Origin of the sequence: Acinetobacter sp. YH16038, from assembly GCF_013417275.1 — a bacterium.
In the GTDB taxonomy this organism is placed as follows: Bacteria; Pseudomonadota; Gammaproteobacteria; order Pseudomonadales; family Moraxellaceae; genus Acinetobacter.
The window spans coordinates 95,685-118,473 of the sequence record NZ_VPEG01000008.1 but is presented as its reverse complement, the minus strand read 5'-3'; the positions used below and the strand labels follow the sequence as shown (position 1 = coordinate 118,473).

19 protein-coding genes are annotated in these 22,789 nt (G+C 42.9%); 9 read left to right on the top strand and 10 right to left on the bottom strand.

Annotated elements, in window-relative coordinates:
- The first annotated feature begins 20 nt into the window (after positions 1-20).
- Positions 21-1,091, top strand: a complete 1,071-nt coding sequence (gene purM, locus FTV34_RS05275) for a phosphoribosylformylglycinamidine cyclo-ligase (RefSeq protein ID WP_159124044.1) — start codon at positions 21-23, stop codon at positions 1,089-1,091.
- A 6-nt stretch (positions 1,092-1,097) separates the two neighbouring features.
- Positions 1,098-1,727, top strand: a complete 630-nt coding sequence (gene purN, locus FTV34_RS05270) for a phosphoribosylglycinamide formyltransferase (protein ID WP_180069136.1) — start codon at positions 1,098-1,100, stop codon at positions 1,725-1,727.
- A gap of 63 nt (positions 1,728-1,790) precedes the next feature.
- Here the strand turns inward: purN and FTV34_RS05265 are convergent, their stop codons facing one another.
- Positions 1,791-2,594, bottom strand: coding sequence for an alpha/beta fold hydrolase (locus tag FTV34_RS05265; protein WP_180069134.1), 804 nt, complete (start codon positions 2,592-2,594; stop codon positions 1,791-1,793).
- Entirely contained in the window at positions 2,591-3,613 is a 1,023-nt protein-coding gene (sppA, locus tag FTV34_RS05260) for a signal peptide peptidase SppA (protein ID WP_166137701.1), read from the bottom strand. The genes FTV34_RS05265 and sppA overlap by 4 nt, the downstream gene beginning before the upstream one ends.
- Before the next feature lie 127 nt (positions 3,614-3,740).
- On the opposite strand from sppA, the gene FTV34_RS05255 reads away from it, so the two are divergent.
- Positions 3,741-4,715 (top strand): lysophospholipid acyltransferase family protein, encoded by a 975-nt coding sequence (locus FTV34_RS05255; RefSeq protein WP_180069132.1) that lies wholly within the window; start codon positions 3,741-3,743, stop codon positions 4,713-4,715.
- Here FTV34_RS05255 and FTV34_RS05250 read toward each other — a convergent pair.
- The 3 genes from FTV34_RS05250 to FTV34_RS05240 all read right to left on the bottom strand — a co-directional run bounded on the left by FTV34_RS05250 (position 4,704) and on the right by FTV34_RS05240 (position 9,162).
- Positions 4,704-7,166 carry a DNA internalization-related competence protein ComEC/Rec2 gene (locus FTV34_RS05250; RefSeq protein WP_180069130.1) on the bottom strand — a complete coding sequence of 821 codons (2,463 nt, stop codon included), beginning with the start codon at positions 7,164-7,166 and terminating at the stop codon, positions 4,704-4,706. The genes FTV34_RS05255 and FTV34_RS05250 overlap by 12 nt on opposite strands.
- Before the next feature lie 84 nt (positions 7,167-7,250).
- Entirely contained in the window at positions 7,251-7,934 is a 684-nt protein-coding gene (gene lolD, locus FTV34_RS05245) for a lipoprotein-releasing ABC transporter ATP-binding protein LolD (RefSeq protein WP_159124049.1), read from the bottom strand.
- Positions 7,927-9,162, bottom strand: coding sequence for a lipoprotein-releasing ABC transporter permease subunit (locus FTV34_RS05240; RefSeq protein ID WP_034170943.1), 1,236 nt, complete (start codon positions 9,160-9,162; stop codon positions 7,927-7,929). The genes lolD and FTV34_RS05240 overlap by 8 nt, the downstream gene beginning before the upstream one ends.
- Positions 9,163-9,188: 26 nt before the next feature.
- Here FTV34_RS05240 and FTV34_RS05235 point away from each other — a divergent pair, with 26 nt between their 5' ends.
- A complete protein-coding gene (locus FTV34_RS05235; RefSeq protein ID WP_159124050.1) occupies positions 9,189-9,752 on the top strand; it encodes a PilZ domain-containing protein in 564 nt (187 codons plus the stop codon).
- 20 nt (positions 9,753-9,772) lie between these two features.
- Here FTV34_RS05235 and FTV34_RS05230 read toward each other — a convergent pair whose 3' ends face one another.
- Both FTV34_RS05230 and FTV34_RS05225 read right to left on the bottom strand, forming a co-directional pair.
- Entirely contained in the window at positions 9,773-10,666 is an 894-nt protein-coding gene (locus FTV34_RS05230; protein ID WP_180069128.1) for a DMT family transporter, read from the bottom strand.
- Positions 10,667-10,681: 15 nt separating this feature from the next.
- Positions 10,682-11,167, bottom strand: a complete 486-nt coding sequence (locus FTV34_RS05225; protein WP_159124052.1) for a YaiI/YqxD family protein — start codon at positions 11,165-11,167, stop codon at positions 10,682-10,684.
- Positions 11,168-11,416: 249 nt separating this feature from the next.
- Here FTV34_RS05225 and FTV34_RS05220 point away from each other — a divergent pair, with 249 nt between their 5' ends.
- Positions 11,417-12,349: a hypothetical protein gene (locus FTV34_RS05220; protein ID WP_159124053.1), complete on the top strand. Its 933-nt coding sequence runs from the start codon at positions 11,417-11,419 to the stop codon at positions 12,347-12,349.
- A 599-nt stretch (positions 12,350-12,948) separates the two neighbouring features.
- Here FTV34_RS05220 and serC read toward each other — a convergent pair.
- Complete coding sequence (gene serC, locus FTV34_RS05215) at positions 12,949-14,031, bottom strand: 3-phosphoserine/phosphohydroxythreonine transaminase (protein ID WP_166137710.1); 1,083 nt, start codon at positions 14,029-14,031, stop codon at positions 12,949-12,951.
- A 436-nt stretch (positions 14,032-14,467) separates the two neighbouring features.
- Between serC and FTV34_RS05210 the strand changes: the two genes are divergently transcribed.
- From FTV34_RS05210 to FTV34_RS05195, 4 genes are read left to right on the top strand one after another with little or no spacing between them, the layout of a single operon-like run.
- On the top strand, positions 14,468-15,949 hold the full coding sequence (locus FTV34_RS05210; RefSeq protein ID WP_159124431.1) for a TolC family protein: 1,482 nt from the start codon (positions 14,468-14,470) through the stop codon (positions 15,947-15,949).
- Between the two features lie 11 nt (positions 15,950-15,960).
- Positions 15,961-17,040: an HlyD family secretion protein gene (locus tag FTV34_RS05205; RefSeq protein ID WP_179992663.1), complete on the top strand. Its 1,080-nt coding sequence runs from the start codon at positions 15,961-15,963 to the stop codon at positions 17,038-17,040.
- On the top strand, positions 17,041-18,183 hold the full coding sequence (locus tag FTV34_RS05200; protein ID WP_180069126.1) for an ABC transporter permease: 1,143 nt from the start codon (positions 17,041-17,043) through the stop codon (positions 18,181-18,183).
- Positions 18,180-19,271 carry an ABC transporter permease gene (locus FTV34_RS05195; protein WP_180069124.1) on the top strand — a complete coding sequence of 364 codons (1,092 nt, stop codon included), beginning with the start codon at positions 18,180-18,182 and terminating at the stop codon, positions 19,269-19,271. Before FTV34_RS05200 ends, FTV34_RS05195 begins: the two co-directional genes overlap by 4 nt.
- A gap of 33 nt (positions 19,272-19,304) precedes the next feature.
- Here FTV34_RS05195 and FTV34_RS05190 read toward each other — a convergent pair whose 3' ends face one another.
- Together FTV34_RS05190 and gyrA are read right to left on the bottom strand one after the other, a co-directional pair.
- A complete protein-coding gene (locus FTV34_RS05190; RefSeq protein WP_159124427.1) occupies positions 19,305-19,724 on the bottom strand; it encodes a DUF3887 domain-containing protein in 420 nt (139 codons plus the stop codon).
- 69 nt (positions 19,725-19,793) lie between these two features.
- Complete coding sequence (gyrA, locus tag FTV34_RS05185; RefSeq protein ID WP_180069122.1) at positions 19,794-22,766, bottom strand: DNA gyrase subunit A; 2,973 nt, start codon at positions 22,764-22,766, stop codon at positions 19,794-19,796.
- Positions 22,767-22,789: the final 23 nt, after the last annotated feature.

Genomic DNA, 22,789 nt, shown 5'->3' with positions numbered 1-22,789 from the left:
GCGAATGCGGAGACTTCATTATGAGCAACTCAACTTCTACCCCAAACACTGGTTTAAGCTACAAAGATGCAGGTGTCGATATTGAAGCGGGAGACGCGTTAGTCGACCGAATCAAGTCCGTCGCTAAGCGTACTAAACGTCCTGAAGTAATGGGCGGATTAGGCGGTTTCGGCGCCCTTTGTAAAATCCCTAAAGGTTATGAAGAACCTGTTCTCGTATCAGGCACAGATGGTGTTGGTACAAAATTACGTCTGGCACTGAATTTGAACCGTCATGACACCATTGGTCAAGATCTGGTTGCAATGTGTGTGAACGACCTTCTCGTTTGTGGTGCTGAACCACTCTTCTTCTTGGACTATTATGCGACTGGTCACCTAAATGTGGACGTGGCTGCAAATGTCGTAACAGGAATCGGTGCTGGCTGTGAACTTGCAGGCTGTGCACTGGTTGGTGGTGAAACTGCTGAAATGCCAGGCATGTACGAAGGTGAAGATTACGATCTTGCAGGCTTCTGTGTCGGTGTAGTTGAGCAAAGCAAAATTATTGATGGCTCTAAAGTAAAAGCGGGTGATGTACTTATTGGTGTTGCATCTTCTGGTGCACATTCAAACGGTTATTCGTTGCTTCGTAAAATTCTTGAAGTTAAAAATGTTGACCTGAATCAAATCGTTGATGGTCGTCCACTTGCAGATGTTGCAATGGAACCAACACGCATTTATGTGAAATCGATTCTTGAACTGCTAAAACAGGTTGATGTACATGCAATGGCACACATCACGGGTGGCGGTTTACCAGGCAACCTGCCTCGCGTATTACCAAACGGTGCTCAAGCAGTCGTAAATGAATCTTCGTGGGAATGGCCTGAGCTGTTCAAACTCCTTCAACGCGAAGGCGGTGTAGAACAGTTTGAAATGTATCGTACCTTTAACTGTGGCGTAGGTATGGTTCTTGTTGTTGATGCAGCCGAAGCAGACAAAACTGTAGAGTTACTCAACGGTTTGGGTGAGAAAGCATGGACCATGGGTCATATTGCAGATAATGCCGAGTCTGTAGAAGGCGCTGACGAAAAAATCCGTGTGATCTTCGCGTAATTTCGCATGATTAAAATTGCTGTACTTGTTTCAGGCAGTGGATCGAACCTGCAAGCCCTGATTGATGCCAATCTGTCAGGAGAAATTGTCGGGGTGCTTTCCAACAAGCCTGAAGCATTTGCTTTAGAGCGCGCTCATAAAGCAGGAATTCCAACTGCAGTGATTGAACATAAGCAGTATCCAAGCCGGGAAGCTTTTGATGATGTCATGCATCAGCAGCTTCTGGACTGGGAGGTTGATCTGGTCGTACTTGCGGGCTTTATGCGAATTTTAAGTGAAAAATTTGTGAAAGCCTGGGAAGGGAAAATGCTGAATATTCACCCTTCTCTTTTGCCACATTACAAAGGCATGCATACCCATCAGCGCGTCCTGAATACCGGCGATGTTCTGCATGGTTGCACAGTGCATTATGTCACTCCTGAACTGGATGCCGGCCAAGCCTTAGCACAGGGTGTGTTAAAAGTATCGCATCAAGATACGGCTCACACTTTAGCTCAGCGGGTACATGTACTGGAACATCTGATTTACCCACAAGTGGTAGAATGGATCTGTAATGGGACAATTCAACATACTGAACAAGGTGTGTTGTATCGTAATGCAAAAATGCAAGAACCTGTTCAATTCTGCAAATTCTAAAAGTCCAAATATAAAAAACGCATCCTTGGATGCGTTTTTTTATTTCTTTAGATGAGGTGAACTTTAAGCAGACAGTTGCTGAATCAGTTGTTTGACCAGACTCGCTACTTGCTCAGGCTGCTCTAATGGGAACATATGCCCACCATCTACTACTGTAAATGGAATGCCAAATTTCTTTTGCACTTGCTGCGGAAATCTGCGCGCCAAAAATGGACCTTTCTTGGCAACCACCAGATGCACTGGTACTTTTGGTTTAGCCTGAGGTAACCACCATAGCGATGGATTAGTTCTAAAGATATTTACCTCATCCATTTTAGGAATGGTGAGTTCAACTCCACCTCGAACCGGATCTTCCTTTAAGGCGTAGTCAATATAAGCCTGAAAGCAATCTGCATCAAAATCCTGATAAAAGCCTTTCGGTCGTAGCAATTCAGCTGCCTGTTCCCGAGACTCCCAATGATCACGACGGCGTTTCGACAAACCTGCAGGTGACATCTGGTCCAATGCTTTTAAGCGGAAAGTTTTTGCAATATGCAACGCCAAGGCTTCTTTGCCCATGATCATCGGCGGATCAAGCATAATCATTTGCGAAAACAGTTCCGGACGCTGTAAGGAGGCCTGAAAACTCAGGACTGAACCTAATGAATGCCCCAAACCAATCACCGGACGTCCATGAGACTGACGCACGATACTATCAATCACCTGCTGAGTCAGACTTTTCCAGTGATTATCAATTGGATAGCGCTTATCAGGCCCTAATAGCGGCACATAGATAATATCGTAATCATCTTGCAGTCCTTCAAACAGCTTTTGATAGACTTTAGATGGCACGCCATTGGCGTGCGCAAAATGAATCAATGGTTTCATTGTAATGTCGTTTTATTTTCTGACTGAAGTTTCTGTGCCACTGAAGTTGCAATTCCTTCACCAATCGATGAACCCATACGACCCAGTACTGACTCAAATGGACTATATTCAATAGTGTAGTTCAGTGCTTTTTCAGTTTTTAGTTCACGCTTCAAAGTATTTAAACTGCCAATACGGTCTGCAATACCCAATTTCACCGCCTGTTCACCGGTCCAGAACAGACCTGAGAAAATAGCAGGATCAGTCGATTTCAATTTCGCTCCACGCCCCTGTTTTACAGCATTAATAAAGTGACCATGCACATTATCCAGCACACCTTGTACATGCGCTTTTTGCGCAGGATCAACCGGCTGTGTCATTGACAGCAAAGCTTTATTTTCACCTGAAGTCATGGTGCGGTCTTCAACTCCAAGTTTTTGCAGCAGGTTATTCACACCATAGTTCGGCATGATCACACCGATTGAACCGACCAGACTCGAGGGATTGACAATGATTTCATCTGCAGCAGATGCAATATAGTAAGCACCAGAAGCCCCAGTATCACCAATCACGGCATAGAGTTTTTTCTCAGGATGCTGTTTTTTCAGATACTGGATTTCCTGCCAGATTTCATCTGACTGGACTGGTGAACCACCCGGTGAATTAATATTTAAAACAACAGCCTTACTTTGCTTGTTTTCAAAGGCTTTTTTGAGTGATTTGATGGTATTGCTACTATTTACGCTTTGCTTGTCTGCGGCAATCGTACCAATAATATCAACCACAGCAATGTGTGCACCTGCGCCTGCACTCGGATCAGAAGCACTCATGCTACAGCCTTTACCTAGCGCAAGAATGACAACCAGCAGATAAGCAAAGGTTAGAAATTTAAAGAAGATCCCCCAGCGACGTGCCCGTCGTTGCTCTTCTACTGAAGCTAAAACTGCTTTCTCCAGCAGTTTCCATTCTGGGCCAGTCGGTTGAACTGGTTGTTGCGTATTTTGTATTTGATTTTCAGGTTTTGGTGGCCAATCGGACATAAATAATCCAATAAATTAATTTATATTGAACCCATTATATACACCGAAAAGGGTAATTCTGTCTAAAGAAACCGTTTTCGCCTATAATAAGTGCTATTCTTTTTTATTTTATCAATATTACAACTCAATGACTGAACGCAGCTCAAAGAATTCAGCTTACGGTTTACTCAAATATATTAGCCGCCAACCGCTTTCAGTTTCCCGATGGATTGCGCGTATTCTTGCCTTAATCGTTAATATTTTTAAAGTTTCTAAAACTTCTGATGTAATTCGCCTGAACCTTGAGATCAGTTTGTCTGAACTGTCGACACAGGAAAGAGAACGGATTACCCGTGCCGCGATTCGCAATGAACTGATGTCTTATTTCGAATTTTTCAGTATTTGGGGCTCGAGTAATCAGAAAAATATTGAGAGAGTGCATAAAGTTATAGGCGAAGATTTACTGCATGATGCCTTGGCACAAAATAAAGGGCTGGTATTGATTGTGCCGCACTTTGGCACTTGGGAAATCATGAATGCCTATGTTGCGCAATTCACTTCAATGACCATCATGTATAAGCCTGTAAAAAATCAGGCAGCGGATCAGTTTGTACGTGCAGCTCGTAGTCGCGAACAGGCCAATCTGGTGCCGACAGATGAGTCTGGTGTACGACAGATTTTCAAGGCCTTGAAGCAAGGTGGCACTACTGTCATTCTGCCGGATCATACACCCAACGTTGGCGGTGAATATATTCCTTACTTTGGTGTTCCTCTAGCTACCAGTAATCTGAGCGCCAAGCTGATCCAGAAAACTAAAGCTCGTGCCCTGTTCCTTTATGCCCTGCGTAATGAGGATGCTGGCTTTGATATTCATATCGAGGCCATAGATGAAAAAATTTATCAGGGAGATGCCAATCAGGGTACAGGCATCATCATCAACACAATTGAAAACCTGATTCAGCGTCATCCTGAACATTATCACTGGAGCTATAAACGCTTTAGAGCTCACGAAGATCTGGGAAATATTTATAAGCTTGATCATGACCAAGCTTTGTCCAAAGTGAACCAGTTAAGAACTTCTAATCCGGCTTCTATTGAACTATCTGTAAAATCAGTCAGTTAGATTTTGTCTTTGTAACCACTTCCAGCGACTTCTTTCAGTTTCTAGAATGATTTGAGTTCCTTGCTGATGAAAATGCAGGCTGCCATGCTCTGCTGTAGTCAATAGAGGAATATCCAATTCTTTGAGACGCTGTTGAGTCAACTGACTTGGATGCCCGTAAGGATTAAATTTTCCAGCAGACGCAATCGCCAGCTTAGGACGATAATGCTGCAAAAAATGATAAGCTGAACTGTGCTGACTGCCATGATGACCTAAGATCAAGACATCCACTTTTAAATCAGGATAGTCTTTGAGTAACTGATATTCAGTCTGCCAACCTGCATCTCCCATCAGCAGAAAATTCTGATAAGGCCAGACATCTTTGAGCTGCAAATACACTACACAAGACAGGTCATTTTTATTGAAATTAGCAGTATTTAATTGTTCTAGTTTTGGTGCAATGACCTTAATCTGCACATCATTCTGCCATTGCCACCGCTGTCCCTGATAACATAATTGAAAGTTTGAAGAGGCTGCAGTTTCGGTCACTTCATTGGCATAGATATTCTTAATCTTGAGCTGGTCTTTAATGCTGTGATAAGCACCACTATGGTCCTGATCCAGATGCGTTAAAATCACCTGCTCCAGTTGAGAAACACCTTGTACCGACAGAAATGGCATGATTACCTGCTTCCCAATACTAAATTTTTCCTCATCATAATAACCGCCCATATCGATCATCATGTTATGGGTTCCATGACGAAGGAATATCGCCTGTCCTTGACCGACGTCCAGCACTGAAAGCTGAAATGGCGGATGATAGAATTGAGGAATACAAACTGGTACCGCCGCGACAGCTATCCAGGATTTTGGTAATACGCCTCGTGGTAAGAATAAAATCAGCAAAGACAGGATGCATAGGCCAATCATCCAGAGATTCATCGCAACTGGAATTAATTGCGGTTTAAACCAGTGATCCAGCAGATTTAAGAATCCCAACAAGATATTCAGCATAAGATCATTCAGCTGAAATAGCATGCTTGAGACAGGTTCAGCGATAAAAAATAGAATTGCTGCCAAAATATCGATCGGCACAATCAGCAGACCAATCCAGGGGATTGCGACCAGATTACTGAACGGCGTGATCCAGGTAATCTGCTTAAAAAACAGCATCATTAAAGGAAATAAAGCGAGAAAGATTTTCCACTGTGATTCCACCAGCACTTTAGCCGCAAAATACATTTTTTGTATTGCTGTCTGATTTTGCTCGGATGGTCGCTGTTGAATGGTCTGATAAATTCTGAGCAATACAAAACAGGCCCCATAGGACAGCCAGAAAGCCGCGGACAAGATACTAAAGGGGTCAATGAATAACAGTAAGGCGGCGCTCAGAATTAGAAGTTTTAAAGCTTGCAGATTTTGTCGAAGCAGCATGAGGATGACACCAATCATACAGATCAGCAGGGTTCGGATTGCCGGGATTTCAAAACCCACAAAGGCACAGTACAGCACCACACAAAACAGAAAAGGCAAAGCCAAAAAATACTGGCGTGGCCATCTTAGATAAAGCTTAGGCATACTTCGTGCGACAAGTAGCCGAAGCATGGCACAGACCATCAGGGCAAAGATCAGCACATGTGGTCCGGAAATCGCCAATAAGTGACTCATGCCCATACGTCGAAATTGTTGCTCAGTTGCAGGACTTAAAAGGCTTTCATCTCCGGTAAGCAAAGCTAGAATCAAACCTTTATTTTGTACAGGTTGTCTTGCTATGAACTCTCTTAATTCCAGCCGTTTCTGTTCTACCCAAAGTAAAAATTGCTGAGTTAAAGCTCTTTGCTCTCGAATATACTGACTATGCCCCAGTGTAGAAACAGTAGCTGAATCAAGTTGCTCTATCTGTTTGATCCGGAAACCTGCCATCACATTCTGTTGGAGCACCCATTTTTCAGCATCAAAAGCACCGGGCGTTGCATAACTGTGATTAGGACGTACCTGACCTTGCAGCCGGTAATACTGACCCAGTTCAAGCGTATTTAAATTTTCATGATTCGCTGATAGTTGTGAAGTATTGGGAGGATTTACAGATAGAAAACCCATCCAGGTTACGGTGCGTCCATCGAGATTTAATACCTCCAAAGGCTGCTGGATGGATTGATCACTGAGCTTATTCAAGCGTTTGACATAAACGATAATGTCTTTCTGCAGTACTTCATGCTCGACATTCAATAGCCGTTGGCTGAGCTGTTGATTGGCATAACCATATCCCAAAAATGTCCCGAGTAGAATACAGGTACTTACCAGCAATCCTTTATGTAAGGGCTTTTTCAGAACAGTATTGAGCTTGGAACTACAGAAATAAAAGAGCACAGCAAGAAATATCACTGAGATTGAATTCAACTCAATATTCAGAAAAGATTTTCCCATACAGGCAAGGCCTAAAATCCAGCCCAGACACAGCCATTGCAACATGAAGATTTTCTTTTTTATTATTATTTTCAGGCAATAATAAAGCCCACCGAAGTGAGCTTCAATTAAAGAGGATTATTCCTGCAATTAGTCATTCATCCACAAGCCATCACGCATATGTAGAATTCGGTCTGCCGAATGCGCTAATTGCTCATCATGGGTCACAATTAACATAGCCATATTGAATTCGCTACGTAATTCAGTCAGTAACTCAAAGATTTTATCGGCTGTTTTACGGTCCAAGTTACCTGTTGGCTCATCTGCCATCATTAACTTCGGCTTGGTCACCACGGCACGAGCCAGTGCTACACGCTGACGCTCGCCCCCTGAAAGTTCGCCCGGTTGATGGGTTAAACGATGGGTTAATCCAACACGCTCCAGTAAGTATTCTGCCTGCTGTTTAGCCTCTTTAAACTTGACGTTTTTACGAAGCATTAAAGGCATCGCGACATTTTCTAGTGCAGTAAACTCTGGCAATAAATGGTGGAATTGATATACAAAGCCCAAATTTTCATTACGGACATAGCCGCGTTCTGCTTCAGATAAATTGTCAAAACGGCGGCCATTGACCATCACTTGTCCGGCAGAAGGACGATCCAATCCTCCCAGAATATGCAACAAGGTACTTTTACCGGAACCACTTGAACCGACAATAGAAACAAATTCCCCGGCCTTTACCTGCAATGAAATCCCTTTGATCACATCAACCGTAGATTTTCCATCTGTAAAAGATTTCTCGATATTTTGGGCATCCAGAACCAGATTACTCATAACGCAATGCCTCCGCCGGTTGAATTTTAGCAGCACGGAATGCTGGATAAATAGTGGCCAGGAAACTTAAAGCAAGTGACAGACCTACAATCACGACCACATCCTGCCAGCGCAGATAAGAAGGTAAATAGTTGATGAAGTAAGCATCAAACATATTCAGGCCAAGTGAATTGTTTAACCAGCCAATAAAACTACTAATACTGGTGGCGGCAATAATCCCGAGAATGGCACCCGCACAAGTTCCGATTACGCCGATCACAGTACCTTGAACCATAAAGATTCGGGTAATCGTGGCAGGTGAAGCACCCAAAGTACGTAAAATTGCGATGTCGGATTTTTTATCTGTGACCACCATTACCAGTGAAGACACGATATTAAATGCTGCGACCAAGACAATCAGGAATAGCAATAAGCTCACCATCGCTTTTTCCATCTGGATTGCACTAAACAGATTACCATGGGTATAAGTCCAGTCAGAGGCATAGAAGTTACCCGGTAAGTCACGCACAATTTCCTGAGAAACCTGAGGCGCTGCGAAAATGTCATCCAGCTTCATACGTACGCCCTGAGCACCATCTGGCAGACGTAACAAGGTTGAAGCATCGTTCAAGGCAATATAACCCATCATCGAATCAACTTCTGCACCAATGCTGAAGATCCCAACCACTTTAAAGCGTTTAAAACGTGGCACAACACCCGCTGGTGAAGGCGTCGCTTCAGGTAGAACCAAGGTAATATTATCGTTCAAGCCTACGCCCATGGCATCTGCCATCTGTTTGCCTAAAACAATCCCAAATTCACCTTTTTTCAGGTTATCAATACTACCCTCGACCATATGGTTCTGGATGATCGAAACTTTCTTCTCATACTTTGGTTCAATTCCGCTGACCATAATTCCGGCAACTTGCCCTTGAGCCGTGAGCATCCCCTGTAACTGGGTAAAAGGAGCCACACCTTGAACGTGTTCATGCCGCTCAATCTGCTTTGCAAGTTCAGGCCAATTTGTTAGAATTTGCGTCGAAGAAACAGTGGCTTGAGGAACCATCCCCAAGACGCGATTTTTCAACTCTCGGTCAAAACCATTCATGACAGACAAAACTGTAATGAGGACTGCTACACCGAGCGTGAGACCGATCATTGAGACCAATGCGATAAAAGAAATGAAGTGGTTACTACGCCGTGCGCGAGTATATTTCAACCCTATATACAGCGAGATTGGTTTGAACATAACCATCTAGTCCGAGGTAATAAATTATGGAAAATGTACAGCATCCAAACGGATTCACTGAAAGACGAGTCCTGTCTCGAATCGATGCTGCTTTACGAATCAATTATCAGATTATTTCCGATGATGTTGCCTTGAATGATCCTTACGATGCTAATTTCGTATTGCCCCGCTATTTTCTACTACTTGCAGAGCTAGATCAATTTGATCATGCTGTTAACTACGAATTAGAACAATTATCTGAAAAAGATCAACAAATTGCTCGAATCTTATCCTTATTCAACCAAAAATTAAACCTTATTACCGGTTCTTTGTATGACGCAATTGTACAAAGCATGTTACCTGTACCGGAACATGTGAACTTTTCAGAGACTGGTTTTAGCTTCTTTAGTGATCAGCCGATTAGTGAAGGAACCTATCTGCATGTGACTTTAAGTCACCCGGAAAACTTCTTCCACATCGCGGCAACCGCTCAGGTGGCCTACAGTCGTGCAGAAGAAAACGGGAAATATCGTACGGGTGCTTATTTCATTACCCTGCATCCTCAGGATCGCGTCAAACTGGGCGAATGTGTGAAAGCCAGCTTTGCTTAAGACTGGCATCTATCTTTTTATTAAAGGCGGGCTTTATAGCTCGCCTTAATTTCTTTAGCGAAATAAACCACTAAGCCGAACAATAAAATTACTACACCCACCAAAGCAATGAGCGGCAATTTTTCATTATTCAATAATACACCTACCAGCAAGGCCAGCATTGGTGTCAGAACGGTGGTTAAAGATAGGGTCGTCGGCTTAATCTTCTGTACCAGTTTGAAATAACAGAACATCGCAATCAGTGATGCCATAATTACCGCATATACCAGACCAAATAAGGACTTGGCATGTGGCATAGCAGTGGGTGCGTATTGCCAGATAAATGGCAACATACCGATAGAGAAAACGACTGACAAACCAATCGAACCGGCCGCCTGTGCCATAGGATCAATTGGTGCATTGATTTTCTTCACCCAGAACATGGATACGCAATAAACTAACACCCCAACCAGAGCGATCACGATTCCAATTGGCTGTATATGCTGATCTGCATCACCTAGACAGATCACAGAAAGTCCGGTTAAAGCAATTCCCATTCCTAGCCATTGATTCAGGGAAAGCTGCATCTGAAACACAAAACGCCCAATGAGGCCTGAAATTAAGGGTGCCAAGCCGAACATTAAGGCAATGATACCGGAACTTAAATAATCCGTAGACCAGTAAGTAAAAATTTGCGAGCCGATAAAACTGCATGCACCCGCCAAGTAACTATGCAGGGAAACACGATCAAGCGGTAATCTGGTTTTAAATAACCACAATAATCCTAAGGCCAAAGGAAGTGCTAGAAAAAACCGGATCGCCAATGCCCACATCGGATGCAAATCTTCCACACTCCAGACAATCGCCAGTGGTGTGGTGGACCAGATGAAAACCAGCAAGGCATAGGTCAACATCAGGTTACTTTTTGGGGGCATACTTGATCTCGTTTTTTATTTAATCGCAGTTTTACGTTTCTGTTTTTGAATGGTTTGATCTAGAGAGCTGGAAAATTCACGTTTATCACGTTCAGAAATCGGCGGTGGGCCACCGGTTTGTACACCAGCCCCCCGCAAGGTATCCATAAAATCACGTAAATGTAGACGTGCTTTGACGTTAGCCACTGTATAGATTTCGCCACGCGGGTGAATCGCGATACCGCCCTTCTCGATGACTTGAGCAGCCAAGGGTATATCCTGCGTCACCACAATGTCATGCTCTTTCATACGATCAACAATTTCCTGATCTGCTGCATCTGCCCCGCTCATGACCTGAATAGAATTGATGCGAATCGACGGTGTAATCCCTACCGGCTGATTAGCCACAAAAGTGACTTCAAGCTGATAACGATCGGAGGCACGGATAATCACATCTTTCAGAATACGAGGTAATGCATCTGCATCGACCCAAAGTTTGAATGGCAACACACAGCTTTCCATAAGGGAGAAATTTGGACTAGTGTAGCAAATCAGAGGATGCAGGTTGATGCCTAAAACTGCTCTTTCTCTGAATATCCTGGTATTTAAATACTCAACTCAACCGTATTAAATGAGTCAGCCACTCACAACTAGAAAAATATTTGACTTCACATGATTTGCATTTTAATTTTTAAATTCATTCGAGTGACTTGAAAAATCGTAATGGCCCTCGATTAACTATAAATAAGTCATCCAAGATCAATTGTGCATATGAAAAAACAGAATAGCCCAGAGATCATCACTATTGATGATCAAAATTTCGGTAGTCATGTCGAACATTGGACCTTGCTTACTGAAAACCCAGGCACAGATGTTCCCCAGTGGTTAGGCAAAGCCCTTGACGCACCTGTAATGCCGATGGGCTTGTGTACACAAGAATGCGATATGGATGAAACCACCTGGCTGATTCAGGGACCGAGCAAAGCTGCGGTACAATTAAGCCAAGTGATTGCCGTAGAAAATAACAAGCCACAGGCTGTGAAAACCGCATTTCCGGGTTTTGACAGTCCCTACCAGGTGAAAGCCACGATTGACCGGATTATTTCTTGTAAATCCGACACCCAAGCTGTGTTGCGTCTCAATCTGGGTGCCAACAATATCATCTATGCCTTTGATACGCTGTACAGCGTCAACCGGTCGCATTATGAAAAAGACCAGTCTTATATCGTCAACTTAAATGCCTGGGCTTATGAACTGGAAGTGGTGACTGACCATGAACATTTAGTCGTGGATGATCCTGCCTCTATCAAACATCACCGTGCCCTGAATGCAATTCTTGCGGAAAATAATGGTGTTGCACCGGATAATTTACAGGAACAGATCGATGCTTGGGAGCCGAAATCTGAAGAAGACAAAGAACCGGTAACGGTTGATTTCTCCAAAATGGTCGCTTATCTCTATGGTGAGACCATGGGTCAGGAAGATGAAGCCTGGTTCCAGGGCAATATTGTCGGTAAAACTTCAATGCAATTTATGGATCAGGACTACATGCTCTATGATGTTACCCTGATTCATGATGAAGGCCAGCCGGCTACCTTGATCCGTGTAGCCACCCGCAATGACAAGCATAAAGATTTCCAGATTGGTCAATATATTCGGGGCAATCTGTGGATTCAGGCCAATATCTATCGAAAAGCAGCTTAAGCTGAATATCCAGATCGGAGACTCATATTTTTATATGAGTCTCCTGTTTTTTATTTATTTTAGTGCGATATTCTCTCAATTCTGATGATTTTTTATCCACAATTGAAATCAGAATTAATGGATTTTGAATTTATTAAAAATAGATTTATCCACAGATTTAAATTCAAATAAATTCATTTTCAATGTTATCTTAAACTGAATAATCATATTAAAAACATTATAAAAATAATGACTTAATATAATAGTTCTATTTTTATGAATATATTGAGGCCAGTTATTTAAATAAAATTAATACTTTATGAAGTTTAGTTAAGAATGGACTTTATTTAATCAATTTTTTATGGTAAAAATACGATCAACAAATAATCATTTACGATAAATAGATCGGATAATAAATATCTATGAAAATCGTTCAAGAAGAAAATTTACAGCAGGTTGAGCATCATCTTGGCTCGCGTTATCAGCTTGATATGATGTCATGCCTATTTTTCGTATTGGGTATGCTCATTTGCGGCTATATCTTACATAACTTTGTTTTTTAACCCGAATTAAATGATAAAAAAACCCGGCCAATTGCCGGGTTTTTTAATTCTCAGGAATTAAGCATTGCGTTTAGCAAAGTCATCCATGAAGTTTACCAATGCCTGTACACCTTCTAACGGTACGGCATTGTAAATGCTGGCACGCATACCGCCTACTGAACGGTGGCCGGCAAGGTTAAGCAAATGGTTTTCTTTTGCTTCTTGCAGGAACTGTTTTTCAAGTTCAGGATTTGCCAAGGTAAATGGAACGTTCATGATTGAACGGTTTTCTTTGGCAATCGGATTTGCATAGAAGTCGCTAGAATCGATATAGCCATAAAGCAATTCAGCTTTTTGCAGGTTCACTTTATGAATCGCGTCTACACCGCCCTGTTCCAGTAACCATTCAAATACCAGACCAGATAGATACCATGCATAAGTTGATGGTGTGTTGACCATCGAACCGTTTTTCGCTTGATCTGCATATTTCAGGATGCTTGGAATTTCAGGTTTTGCCTGATCAAGCAGATCTTCACGGATAATAACCAGTGTTAAACCTGCAGGGCCAATATTCTTTTGCGCACCGGCATATATCAGACCGAATTTAGAAACATCAATCGGTGCAGACAGAATGCTTGAAGAGAAATCACATACGAGTGGCTTATCAGTTTCTGGCACATGGGCAAATTGCAGACCGCCAATAGTTTCGTTATCTGCATAATGCACATAAGCGGCATCATCAGAAAGATTCCATGTGCTTTGATCAGCAATCGCTAATTTACCATCTTCAGTTTTAATGCCTGCTTCAACCACATTGATATCGCCATAGCGTTTAGCTTCTTTCAATGCTTTTTCAGACCAGATACCGGTACGGATATAGTCAGCTTTGTTGTTTTTACCCAGCAAGTTCAATGGAATTGCCGAGAATTGCAAAGATGCACCACCCTGCAAGAACAGTACTTTATAGTTCTCAGGAATATTCATGAGTTTGCGAAGGTCTGCTTCTGCCTTTTCCGCAACTGCAACATAGTCTGCACTACGGTGGCTCATTTCCATGATCGAAAGACCTTTGCCCTGCCAGTCAAGCATTTCAGCTTGAGCCTTTTCAAGTACGGCAGTAGGTAATGCAGCAGGACCAGCACAGAAGTTGTACGCGCGCATGATTTTTCCTTTCAGAGTGAAACACAATAAAATGATGGCATTTAACCATATCTGGACGCCGCTTGCACAAAATTATTTCTATCCAAGAATGAAGATAGAGTCAAAAAACCAATCTAGATTCGAGGGATAATTTGAATATCTTTGATTTTTTTGTTCTAACTCGGTGATTTCATTTATGAGAAATTGTACAGCTAAAAATATTCAATCTCATCCAATGCTTAGAAGATGTTGAATCGGCCGCTAATATAAAATAATTGAAAAATGAATTTAAACTCGGCTCAAGTTTTAGAGTGACATAGAACTATCAGCTTGAAACTTGAGAAGTGAATTGTTTCAAATTACAACAATACTACAACTTAACCCATTCCTGCACTGCAAGCACTTGATTTATAATGCAGCTTAGACTGAATTAATGTGACTTTTACATTACCACTTTATGAATATGAAGAAAAATAAACAATGTGTCTGCTGGGGTCTGACTGTGCTTGCATCTATGATGTATGGCAGTTTTGCTTATGCACAAAGCATCAGCTTTAAGGATGCAGAACAACAATTGTTGCAACGTTCCTATAGTAGCCAGGCTTTTCAAAGTCTGGAGCAAGCGTCAAAACTTGAAGCAGAAGCTGTCAAAGGTATTGGCCTACCTCGTGTTGACCTGAATGTTCGTGCCTATGCCTTTCATAGTGAAGTCGATATTCCATTAAAGCAGTTTAAAAATAATCTGGAAAATTCACTCTCTCAAGGCGTGAATGGCCGGCTTAATGAGTGGGAAGCCAGTAATGGTGTGGATCTACCTGCAGGTATTACTGATCCACTGCGTGAAGGACTTAACAATACTATTCATAGCGGAGTTGGTCTGATTCCGGATACGTCTAATGTCGTCCTTGAAGATCAGGTGATTCGTCCCACTGTTTCCGTGATGATGCCACTATATACCGGAGGCCTCACCCGTAGCGCCAAAGAAATTGCCAATATTCAGTCAGGACGTAGCGAACTTAGTAATCAGCAGCAACAGGATACTCAGCGTTTTGAACTGATTCAGTCTTACTTTAATGTTCAACTACAAAAACAGTTACTGGATGCAGCACTCTTTAATTCAAATGCCATGCAACAACATTATCGTAATGCTCTGAAGCTGGAACAGCAGGGTTTTATCAGTAAAGGTCAACGCATGCAGTTCGAAGTGGCACGCAATAATGCTGAACGCGCACAACAAAATGCCCAAGCCAATCTGAATGCTGCCCTATTTCAGCTAAATAATCTGTTGCTGGATAGCAATATCACCGAGCTAAGCACACCTTTGTTTGTGAATCGTGCTGAACCACAAAATGTGAATATTCTGCTCAGCAGTTTTAGTCAGAACTCTCCCCTGATCAAAAAAATGCAGATGGATACCGAACTGGCCAAAGCCAATGTCAAAGCCCAGCAGGCCGCTAAAAAGCCAAATGTTTTTGCGTTTGGTGAATATAGCTTGGATCAACATCAAAACTGGATTGTGGGGGTTGCAGCACGTTATAACCTGTTCTCAGGCATTGATAAAAATAAAAATATTCAGGCTGCAGAGCTGAAACGCTATGCCGCTGAACTCATGACGGCGCGTACCCAGCAGGAGATTGAAAACCTGATTTATAAATCATTTAGTGAAGCAGTCAGCGCCCAGCAAAGTGATGCTCTACTTCAGCAGAACCTGAAAGCAGCTCAGGAAAACCTACGTATTCAAGAGTTATCCTTTAAGGAAGAAGTCGGGACAGCCACTCAGGTCATCGATGCCCAAAACATGCTCAGCAGTTTAAAGGCAGAAATGGCATTAAACGCTTATAAATATGTAATATCTCTCGCGACCTTATTACAGAGCCATGGCTCAATTGTTGAATTTCCAAATTACATGCAACATGCCAATACCCACTATATTCGTTAATGGAGCCAGACATGACAGATGAGCAAAAGCCAGAACATCCTGTTGATGAAACGGCTTCAGAAATCAATTACAGTGAATCAGAGCCAGATAATCCTGAAAGCACAGAAAAAAAATCGCGCAAAAAATATCTGCTTTTAGCTTTAATTCCAGTGATTCTTGCTTTGATTGGGTTTGGCCTATGGAAAACCTATCAACCCAAAGAAATCGAGCTACAAGGCCGGGTTGAGGCAGAAACCGTTCAAGTGGCCACTAAAGTTCCAAGCCGGATTGAAAAGATTTATGTACAGGAAGGCGATAACGTCAAGAAAGGCCAGGCGCTGGTAAAATTACATAGTCCTGAAATTGAGGCGAAAAAGCAGCAGGCTTTAGCCACTTTACAGTCTGCATTAGCACTTCAGTCCACCGCAGAACGTGGTTCTCAGGAAGAAAATATCGCTTCTCTGTATGCCAACTGGCAGTCACTAAAAGCACAGGAGCAACTCGCTAAAACTTCCTATCAACGTGGAGCTAACCTGTTTAAGGAGGGTGTCATTTCCCGCCAGCGCCGAGATGAACTGTTTGCAGCTTCACAATCTGCATCCCAAATGACCGAAGCCGCTTATCAGCAATATGCCCGGGCTAAACGCGGCAGTACACCAGAACAGAAAAGTTCAGCAGATGCTCAGGTCGATATAGCCCGTGCAGCAGTCGCTGAAGCCAATGCACTAGAAGCAGAAACTGAATTATTGGCACCGATTGATGGTACCGTCTCCAAAACCTATGGAAATGCCACTGAGCTGGTGGCAACCGCAGTGCCAGTGGTCAGCCTGATCTCGGCAGAACGCTGGATCAGCCTGAATATTCGTGAAGACCAATATGCCGCTTTAGGTAAACAGCAACAGCTTGAAGGTTTTATTCCGGCACTGAATCAATCAGCCACTTTTAAAGTAAAAAATATTAGTGCTGAAGGTGAATTTGCCACCATTAAAACCACGCGCCAAACCGGTGGTTATGATGTCCGCAGTTTTAAAGTTCATCTTGTGCCAGTCACTGAAATGCCTGAGCTAAAAGTCGGCATGAGCGTGCTGTTTAAATTGAAAGAGCCAAAATAAATGGCTTCTGGATTCTGGGCGGGTATTCAGCGTGAAATACGCTATTTATGCAGAGAGAAATGTGATCTGACTCTGGTTCTGCTCGCCCCAGCCTGTATTCTGATTTTACTTGGCAGCATGTTTGCCAAAGGCAAACCGGATCATCTACCAGTCGCCATTATTGATCAGGATCAAAGTAGCCTGAGCAGCAAGATTTATGATCATTTATCTTTGAATCATACCCTACAAGTGCATACCATTTCTGATCAAACGGTCGAAATCGAAAAGCTATTAAACGAAAATAAAATCTGGGGCTATATTCATATTCCTGCCGGAGCCGAGCAACGACTGGTCAAAGCTCAGGATGCTGAAATTAGTATTGCTTTTAATCAGAGTTATTTTAGTATCGGGAATACCATTTCTTCGGCTATGCTACTTAGCACCTTGCAGGCTCTGGCTGAATTTACTGGCAAGCAGTATCTAGGTAACACGCTCCCCTATCTGGAAGCACCTACACCGAATATTAAAATTTCCCCACTGTATAATCCGCAGCTGAATTATGAATTTTATCTGGAACCTTACATGGTGCCGGCAATTTTGCACTTGCTGTTATGTTGCTGTGTGGCTTTTGCTGTGGGTCAGGAAATTAAACGACATACTATTAGTCATTGGATTGCCCAACAAAACTTGTGGTCGGCACTGCTGTCTAAAAATCTGGTTTATGTAGCAATATTTTGTTGCTGGACCTGGGCTTGGATGTTTTGGCTGGTCGAAATTCGCGGCTGGTTTATTGCCGGGTCATTATGGCCAATTCTTCTGGCGCAAATACTGTTCTATAGTGCCTATGCCTTTATCAGTAGTGCGGTGGTTCTGGCCACTCAAGACCTGACCAAATCTTTTGGTCTACTAGCAGTTTATGGTGGTTCATCGCTCAGTTTTGCTGGGGTGACTTTGCCCCTTAATAATGCCCCACTATTCACCCAGTTCTGGGCCAATATTATTCCCTATACACCCTATGCCAAGTTACAGACGGAGCAATGGGTGATTGGCAGTCCGCTCTCTCTTTCACTGCAACCGATGTTCGTGCTCGTCATTTATGTCGTGCTTTATGCTGTGCTGGCCTATGTCTTTCTCAAAAAAACAGCCAAAGGAGTGTCACAATGAAATCACTCTGGAAAGCTTATTGCCAAACTTTTAAAGACATTATTAGCAATACCAGTATTTTTACCACCCTAATTTTATCGGTTCTGTTTTACAGCTTTTTTTATCCAACGGCGTATAAAGCTGAACAGGCAGAAGCCTTGCCGATTATTATTGTCGACGAAGAGCAAAGTGCTTTAACCAATACCATCATCAGTCATGTCAGCCAAAGCCCCAATGTACAAATCAAGGCGGTGACTGGAAATTTTGCTGAAGCTAAACACTGGGTGGAAACTCAAAAAGCCGACGGGATTTTATTATTACCAGATAATCTTTCACAATCTATCCGGCACGGTGAAAATGGCGGGATTGGGCTGTACTTAAGTGCTGCTAACTTTTTAATTACCAAACAGATTGGTTTGGGCTTGGTCTCTTCAGTAGAAAATACCTTAAGCGAATATGCGGAACGCTTTAGCGAGATTTCACACTTCTCTCCTGCCCTATCCATTCACCAGATTCCATTATTTAATACGCTTTCTGGCTATGGCAGCTATGTGTTTCCGGCTGTTGCGCCATTGATTATTCATCAGACTATTTTTCTAGGCCTGAGTATGTTAATTGCGTTGTATCGAGAAAGTAGACAGGTGATTAATCTGACCACCTTAAGTGGTATCAGTTTGGCGATTCTGACCATTGGCTGTCTGGGCTGTTATTACCTGTTTGGTTTTACTTTCTGGTATTTTGATTATCCCCGTGGTGGAAATTTCTGGGGCATGCTGCTGGCTGTACCCATCTTTGTATTCTGCATGATTGGTATTACCACACTATTCGCCAGTTTTCTGGACATGCCAGAACGCGCCGGTCATATCATTGTTTTTACTTCGATTCCGCTCTTTATGCTTTCAGGAGTCGCCTGGCCGCATGCTGCCATGCCAGTCTGGGTCCAACTTATTGGGCAAGCTTTACCTTCGACCCAAATCGTGCAGATGTTTATTCAGCTCAATCAGATGGGCGTGCCCACTTATATGATTCTAGGAAAGCTTGCTTATCTATTGGTGATCGGCATCATCTGTATGAGCTTAGGCTATTATCGGCTACGCCCACGTTCTTAGATATGGATTTATTCAGTCTATTCACATTGAAAATTATTCACCAAATACCTGAATATTAAAGTTGCGGATTTTAGTACTGCCATTCGGCTGGTCAAAACTCACATCATACTGAACCAGATTTTTTGGATAGGCAATTTCATAACTCACTTTGTATTCACTTGGTTTGCCATTATTTTCTTCGAAGTTCTTCCTCATGATAGTCTTGGACTTATATTCACCTTGCGGAATTGAACGTGAAAAACGCTTCATGATTTTTTCATTGTTTTGAAACTCTGCCTGCAACTTCGGTTCAAGCTGAGCTAAAAACTCGTCATATTTTCCATCACGCAGGTCTTCATAAGCTACTTGCGCTGCCTTTTCCTGCTCAGGGCTTGGATCGGGCATACTGTCCATTGCATTATTACAGCCGCTGAGTGCAATAGCTGCGGTCAAAAGCATCAATCTGGTTTTCATTATTTATCTCTCATTTAGCCGATGTGTAAAAAAGGACGCCGAAGCGCCCTTTTTCATCAGTAGCAGAACTTATTCCTCTACTGTATTGTCATCATCTTTTTCAGCTTCTTGTGTATCAGTTACATCATCAGCTGCAGATTCAGTATTTTCAATATCTTCCAATATTTCCAACTCATCTTCAACTGCTTCAATCGCTTCTACACCCACCAGTTTTTCATCTTCAGCCAGACGGATCAGACGAACACCTTGTGCATTACGACCAGTCTGTGCCACTTCAGAAGCACGGGTACGTACCAATGTACCGCCATCAGAAATCAGCATCAGTTCTTTAGATGCGTCAATTGCCACTGCACCCACCAGCTCACCGTTACGTTCTGAGGTCTTGATTGCAATCACCCCCTTACCGCCACGTTTCTTGGTTGGGAAGTCATCTACCGGGGTACGTTTACCATAACCATTTGCAGAAGCACACAGCACTTCACCGGTTTCAGGTACAACCACTAGAGATACGATACGACTAATGAAGTTAGCTTCAGTTGTATCTTCATCATCAGATTCAACATCTGCATCTTCTGCATCTTCAACCTGAGAAGCACCAATGGTCACGCGCATACCGCGTACACCTTTGGCTGAACGACCCATTGAACGTACGTCAGTCTCTGCAAAACGAATTGCTTTACCTTCGTTCGAGAACAACATAATTTGCTGTTCACCGTCGGTAATCGCAACACCAATTAAGGTGTCATCACCATTCAGTTCAATCGCACGTAAACCGTTTGAACGAACATTTGAGAACTGTTCCAGTTCTACACGTTTAATCGTACCGTACTCAGTCGCCATAAACACATAGAAGTTCTTACGAACAGCTTCGGCTTGCTGTGCAAAGTCATTGATGATGTCAGCATCAAGATCAGTGGTTGAAAGTGCTAAGCCTAATTCTTTTAATTGAACACGCAGTGCATCAGAAATATCATCTGCACCCTCTTCAGATTCAGAAAGTGCAGCTTCTAGTGCAGCAAAGTGACTACTGATTATTTCGTTAGTTTGCAGCTGAGCAGCATTGGCTCTCACAAATGCTTTGAAGTCAGCCAGACGTTCTTTGAATTTCTTCGGTGCATCAATCACTGGCAAGATAGCAGTAATGGTTTCATTGTCATCCAGCGGCAACAAGTTCACCATTGGGCGCCCTTTGGCACCACGCGAAGCTTGTGGTACTTCATAAACTTTCAGACGGTAAACCTTACCGACATTAGTGAAGCAAAGCACAGTGGCATGATTCGACGTCACTACCATATGCTGGATGTAATCATCTTCTTTCATGCTGGTTGCAGATTTACCACGACCGCCACGACGCTGAGCAGCATAGTCAGATAATGGTTGAGTTTTCGCATAACCAGTTTTTGAAACGGTCAGAACCATTTGCTCTTCAGGAATCAGATCTTCACGAGAGAAATCGATACGAGATTCAACGATATCTGTTTTACGTGCATCACCATATTGCTGAAGGATCAGTGCCAGCTCTTCCTTAATCACATTCATCAATAAGTTGAAGTCATTTAAGATGGCAGTGTATTCAGCAATTTGACCCAAGATTTCAGAATATTCAGCTTGTAGTTTATCCTGCTCAAGACCAGTTAAGCGATGGAGACGTAGTTCCATGATCGCGTTAACTTGAGTCGGAGATAAACGATACACATCGCCATCAATACCAAACGGGCGGTTTGGATCTTCGCCTTCAATTTCATCAGGACGTACAGAAACAGCACCCGCTTTTTCAAGCAACGCTGCCACACCGCCTGCTGCCCACTCACCTGCTTGCAAACGTTCACGTGCTTCAGCCGGGTTGGCAGAAGTTTTGATGGTTTCGATGATGGCATCAATATTTGCCAGAGCAACGGTTAAACCTTCTAAAATATGACCACGTTCACGTGCTTTGCGCAGTTCGTACATGGTACGACGTGTCACGACTTCCTGACGGTGACGAATGAATGCCGCAATGATATCTTTCAGATTCATCAATTTCGGCTGGCCATTGTCCAGGCACACCATATTGATGCTGAAAGAATTTTCTAACTGTGTATTCTGGAACAGGTTATTGACAATGACTTCAGCATTTTCACCACGCTTCAGGTCAATCGCAATACGCATCCCTTCTTTATCAGATTCGTCACGAAGTTCAGAAATCCCTTCGAGTTTTTTCTCTTTTACCAGCTCAGCAATACGCTCAATGGTTCTCGCTTTGTTGACCTGATAAGGAATTTCAGTGAATACAATCGTGCTACGACCAGTTTTGGCATCTTCTTCGATGTGGTATTTACCACGGATATGCAAACGGCCTTTACCGGTACGGTAGGCATCTACAATACCCGATTTACCGTAAATAATACCGCCAGTAGGAAAATCTGGACCCGAAATATGTTCCATCAGCCCTTCAATGCTGATATTTGGATCATTGGCATAGGCTAAACACGCATTGATGACTTCAGTCATGTTATGCGGTGCCATATTGGTCGCCATACCTACGGCAATACCAGCAACACCATTAATCAACAGGTTAGGAATACGCGTCGGCATGACTTGTGGAATGCGCTCAGAACCGTCGTAGTTGTCTTCCCATTCCACTGTATCTTTTTCAAGATCAGCAAGAAGCTCATGGGTCAGCTTACGCATACGTACTTCGGTATAACGCATTGCCGCTGCACTATCACCATCGACAGAACCGAAGTTACCCTGGCCATCAACCAACTGGTAACGCAAGCTAAAGTCTTGTGCCATACGGACAATCGTTTCATAAACGGCATAATCACCGTGCGGGTGATATTTACCGATCACGTCACCGACTACACGTGCAGATTTTTTATATGCTTTGTTATAGTCATTGCCTAATTCGTGCATTGCGAAAAGCACACGACGATGAACCGGTTTTAAACCATCTCGTACATCTGGCAATGCACGTGACACAATCACGCTCATCGCATAATCGAGATATGAGCTTTTAAGTTCATCCTCAATGGCAATCGGTCTAATTTCCGATACGCTCATGCATACTCCTTATTCTACAGGCC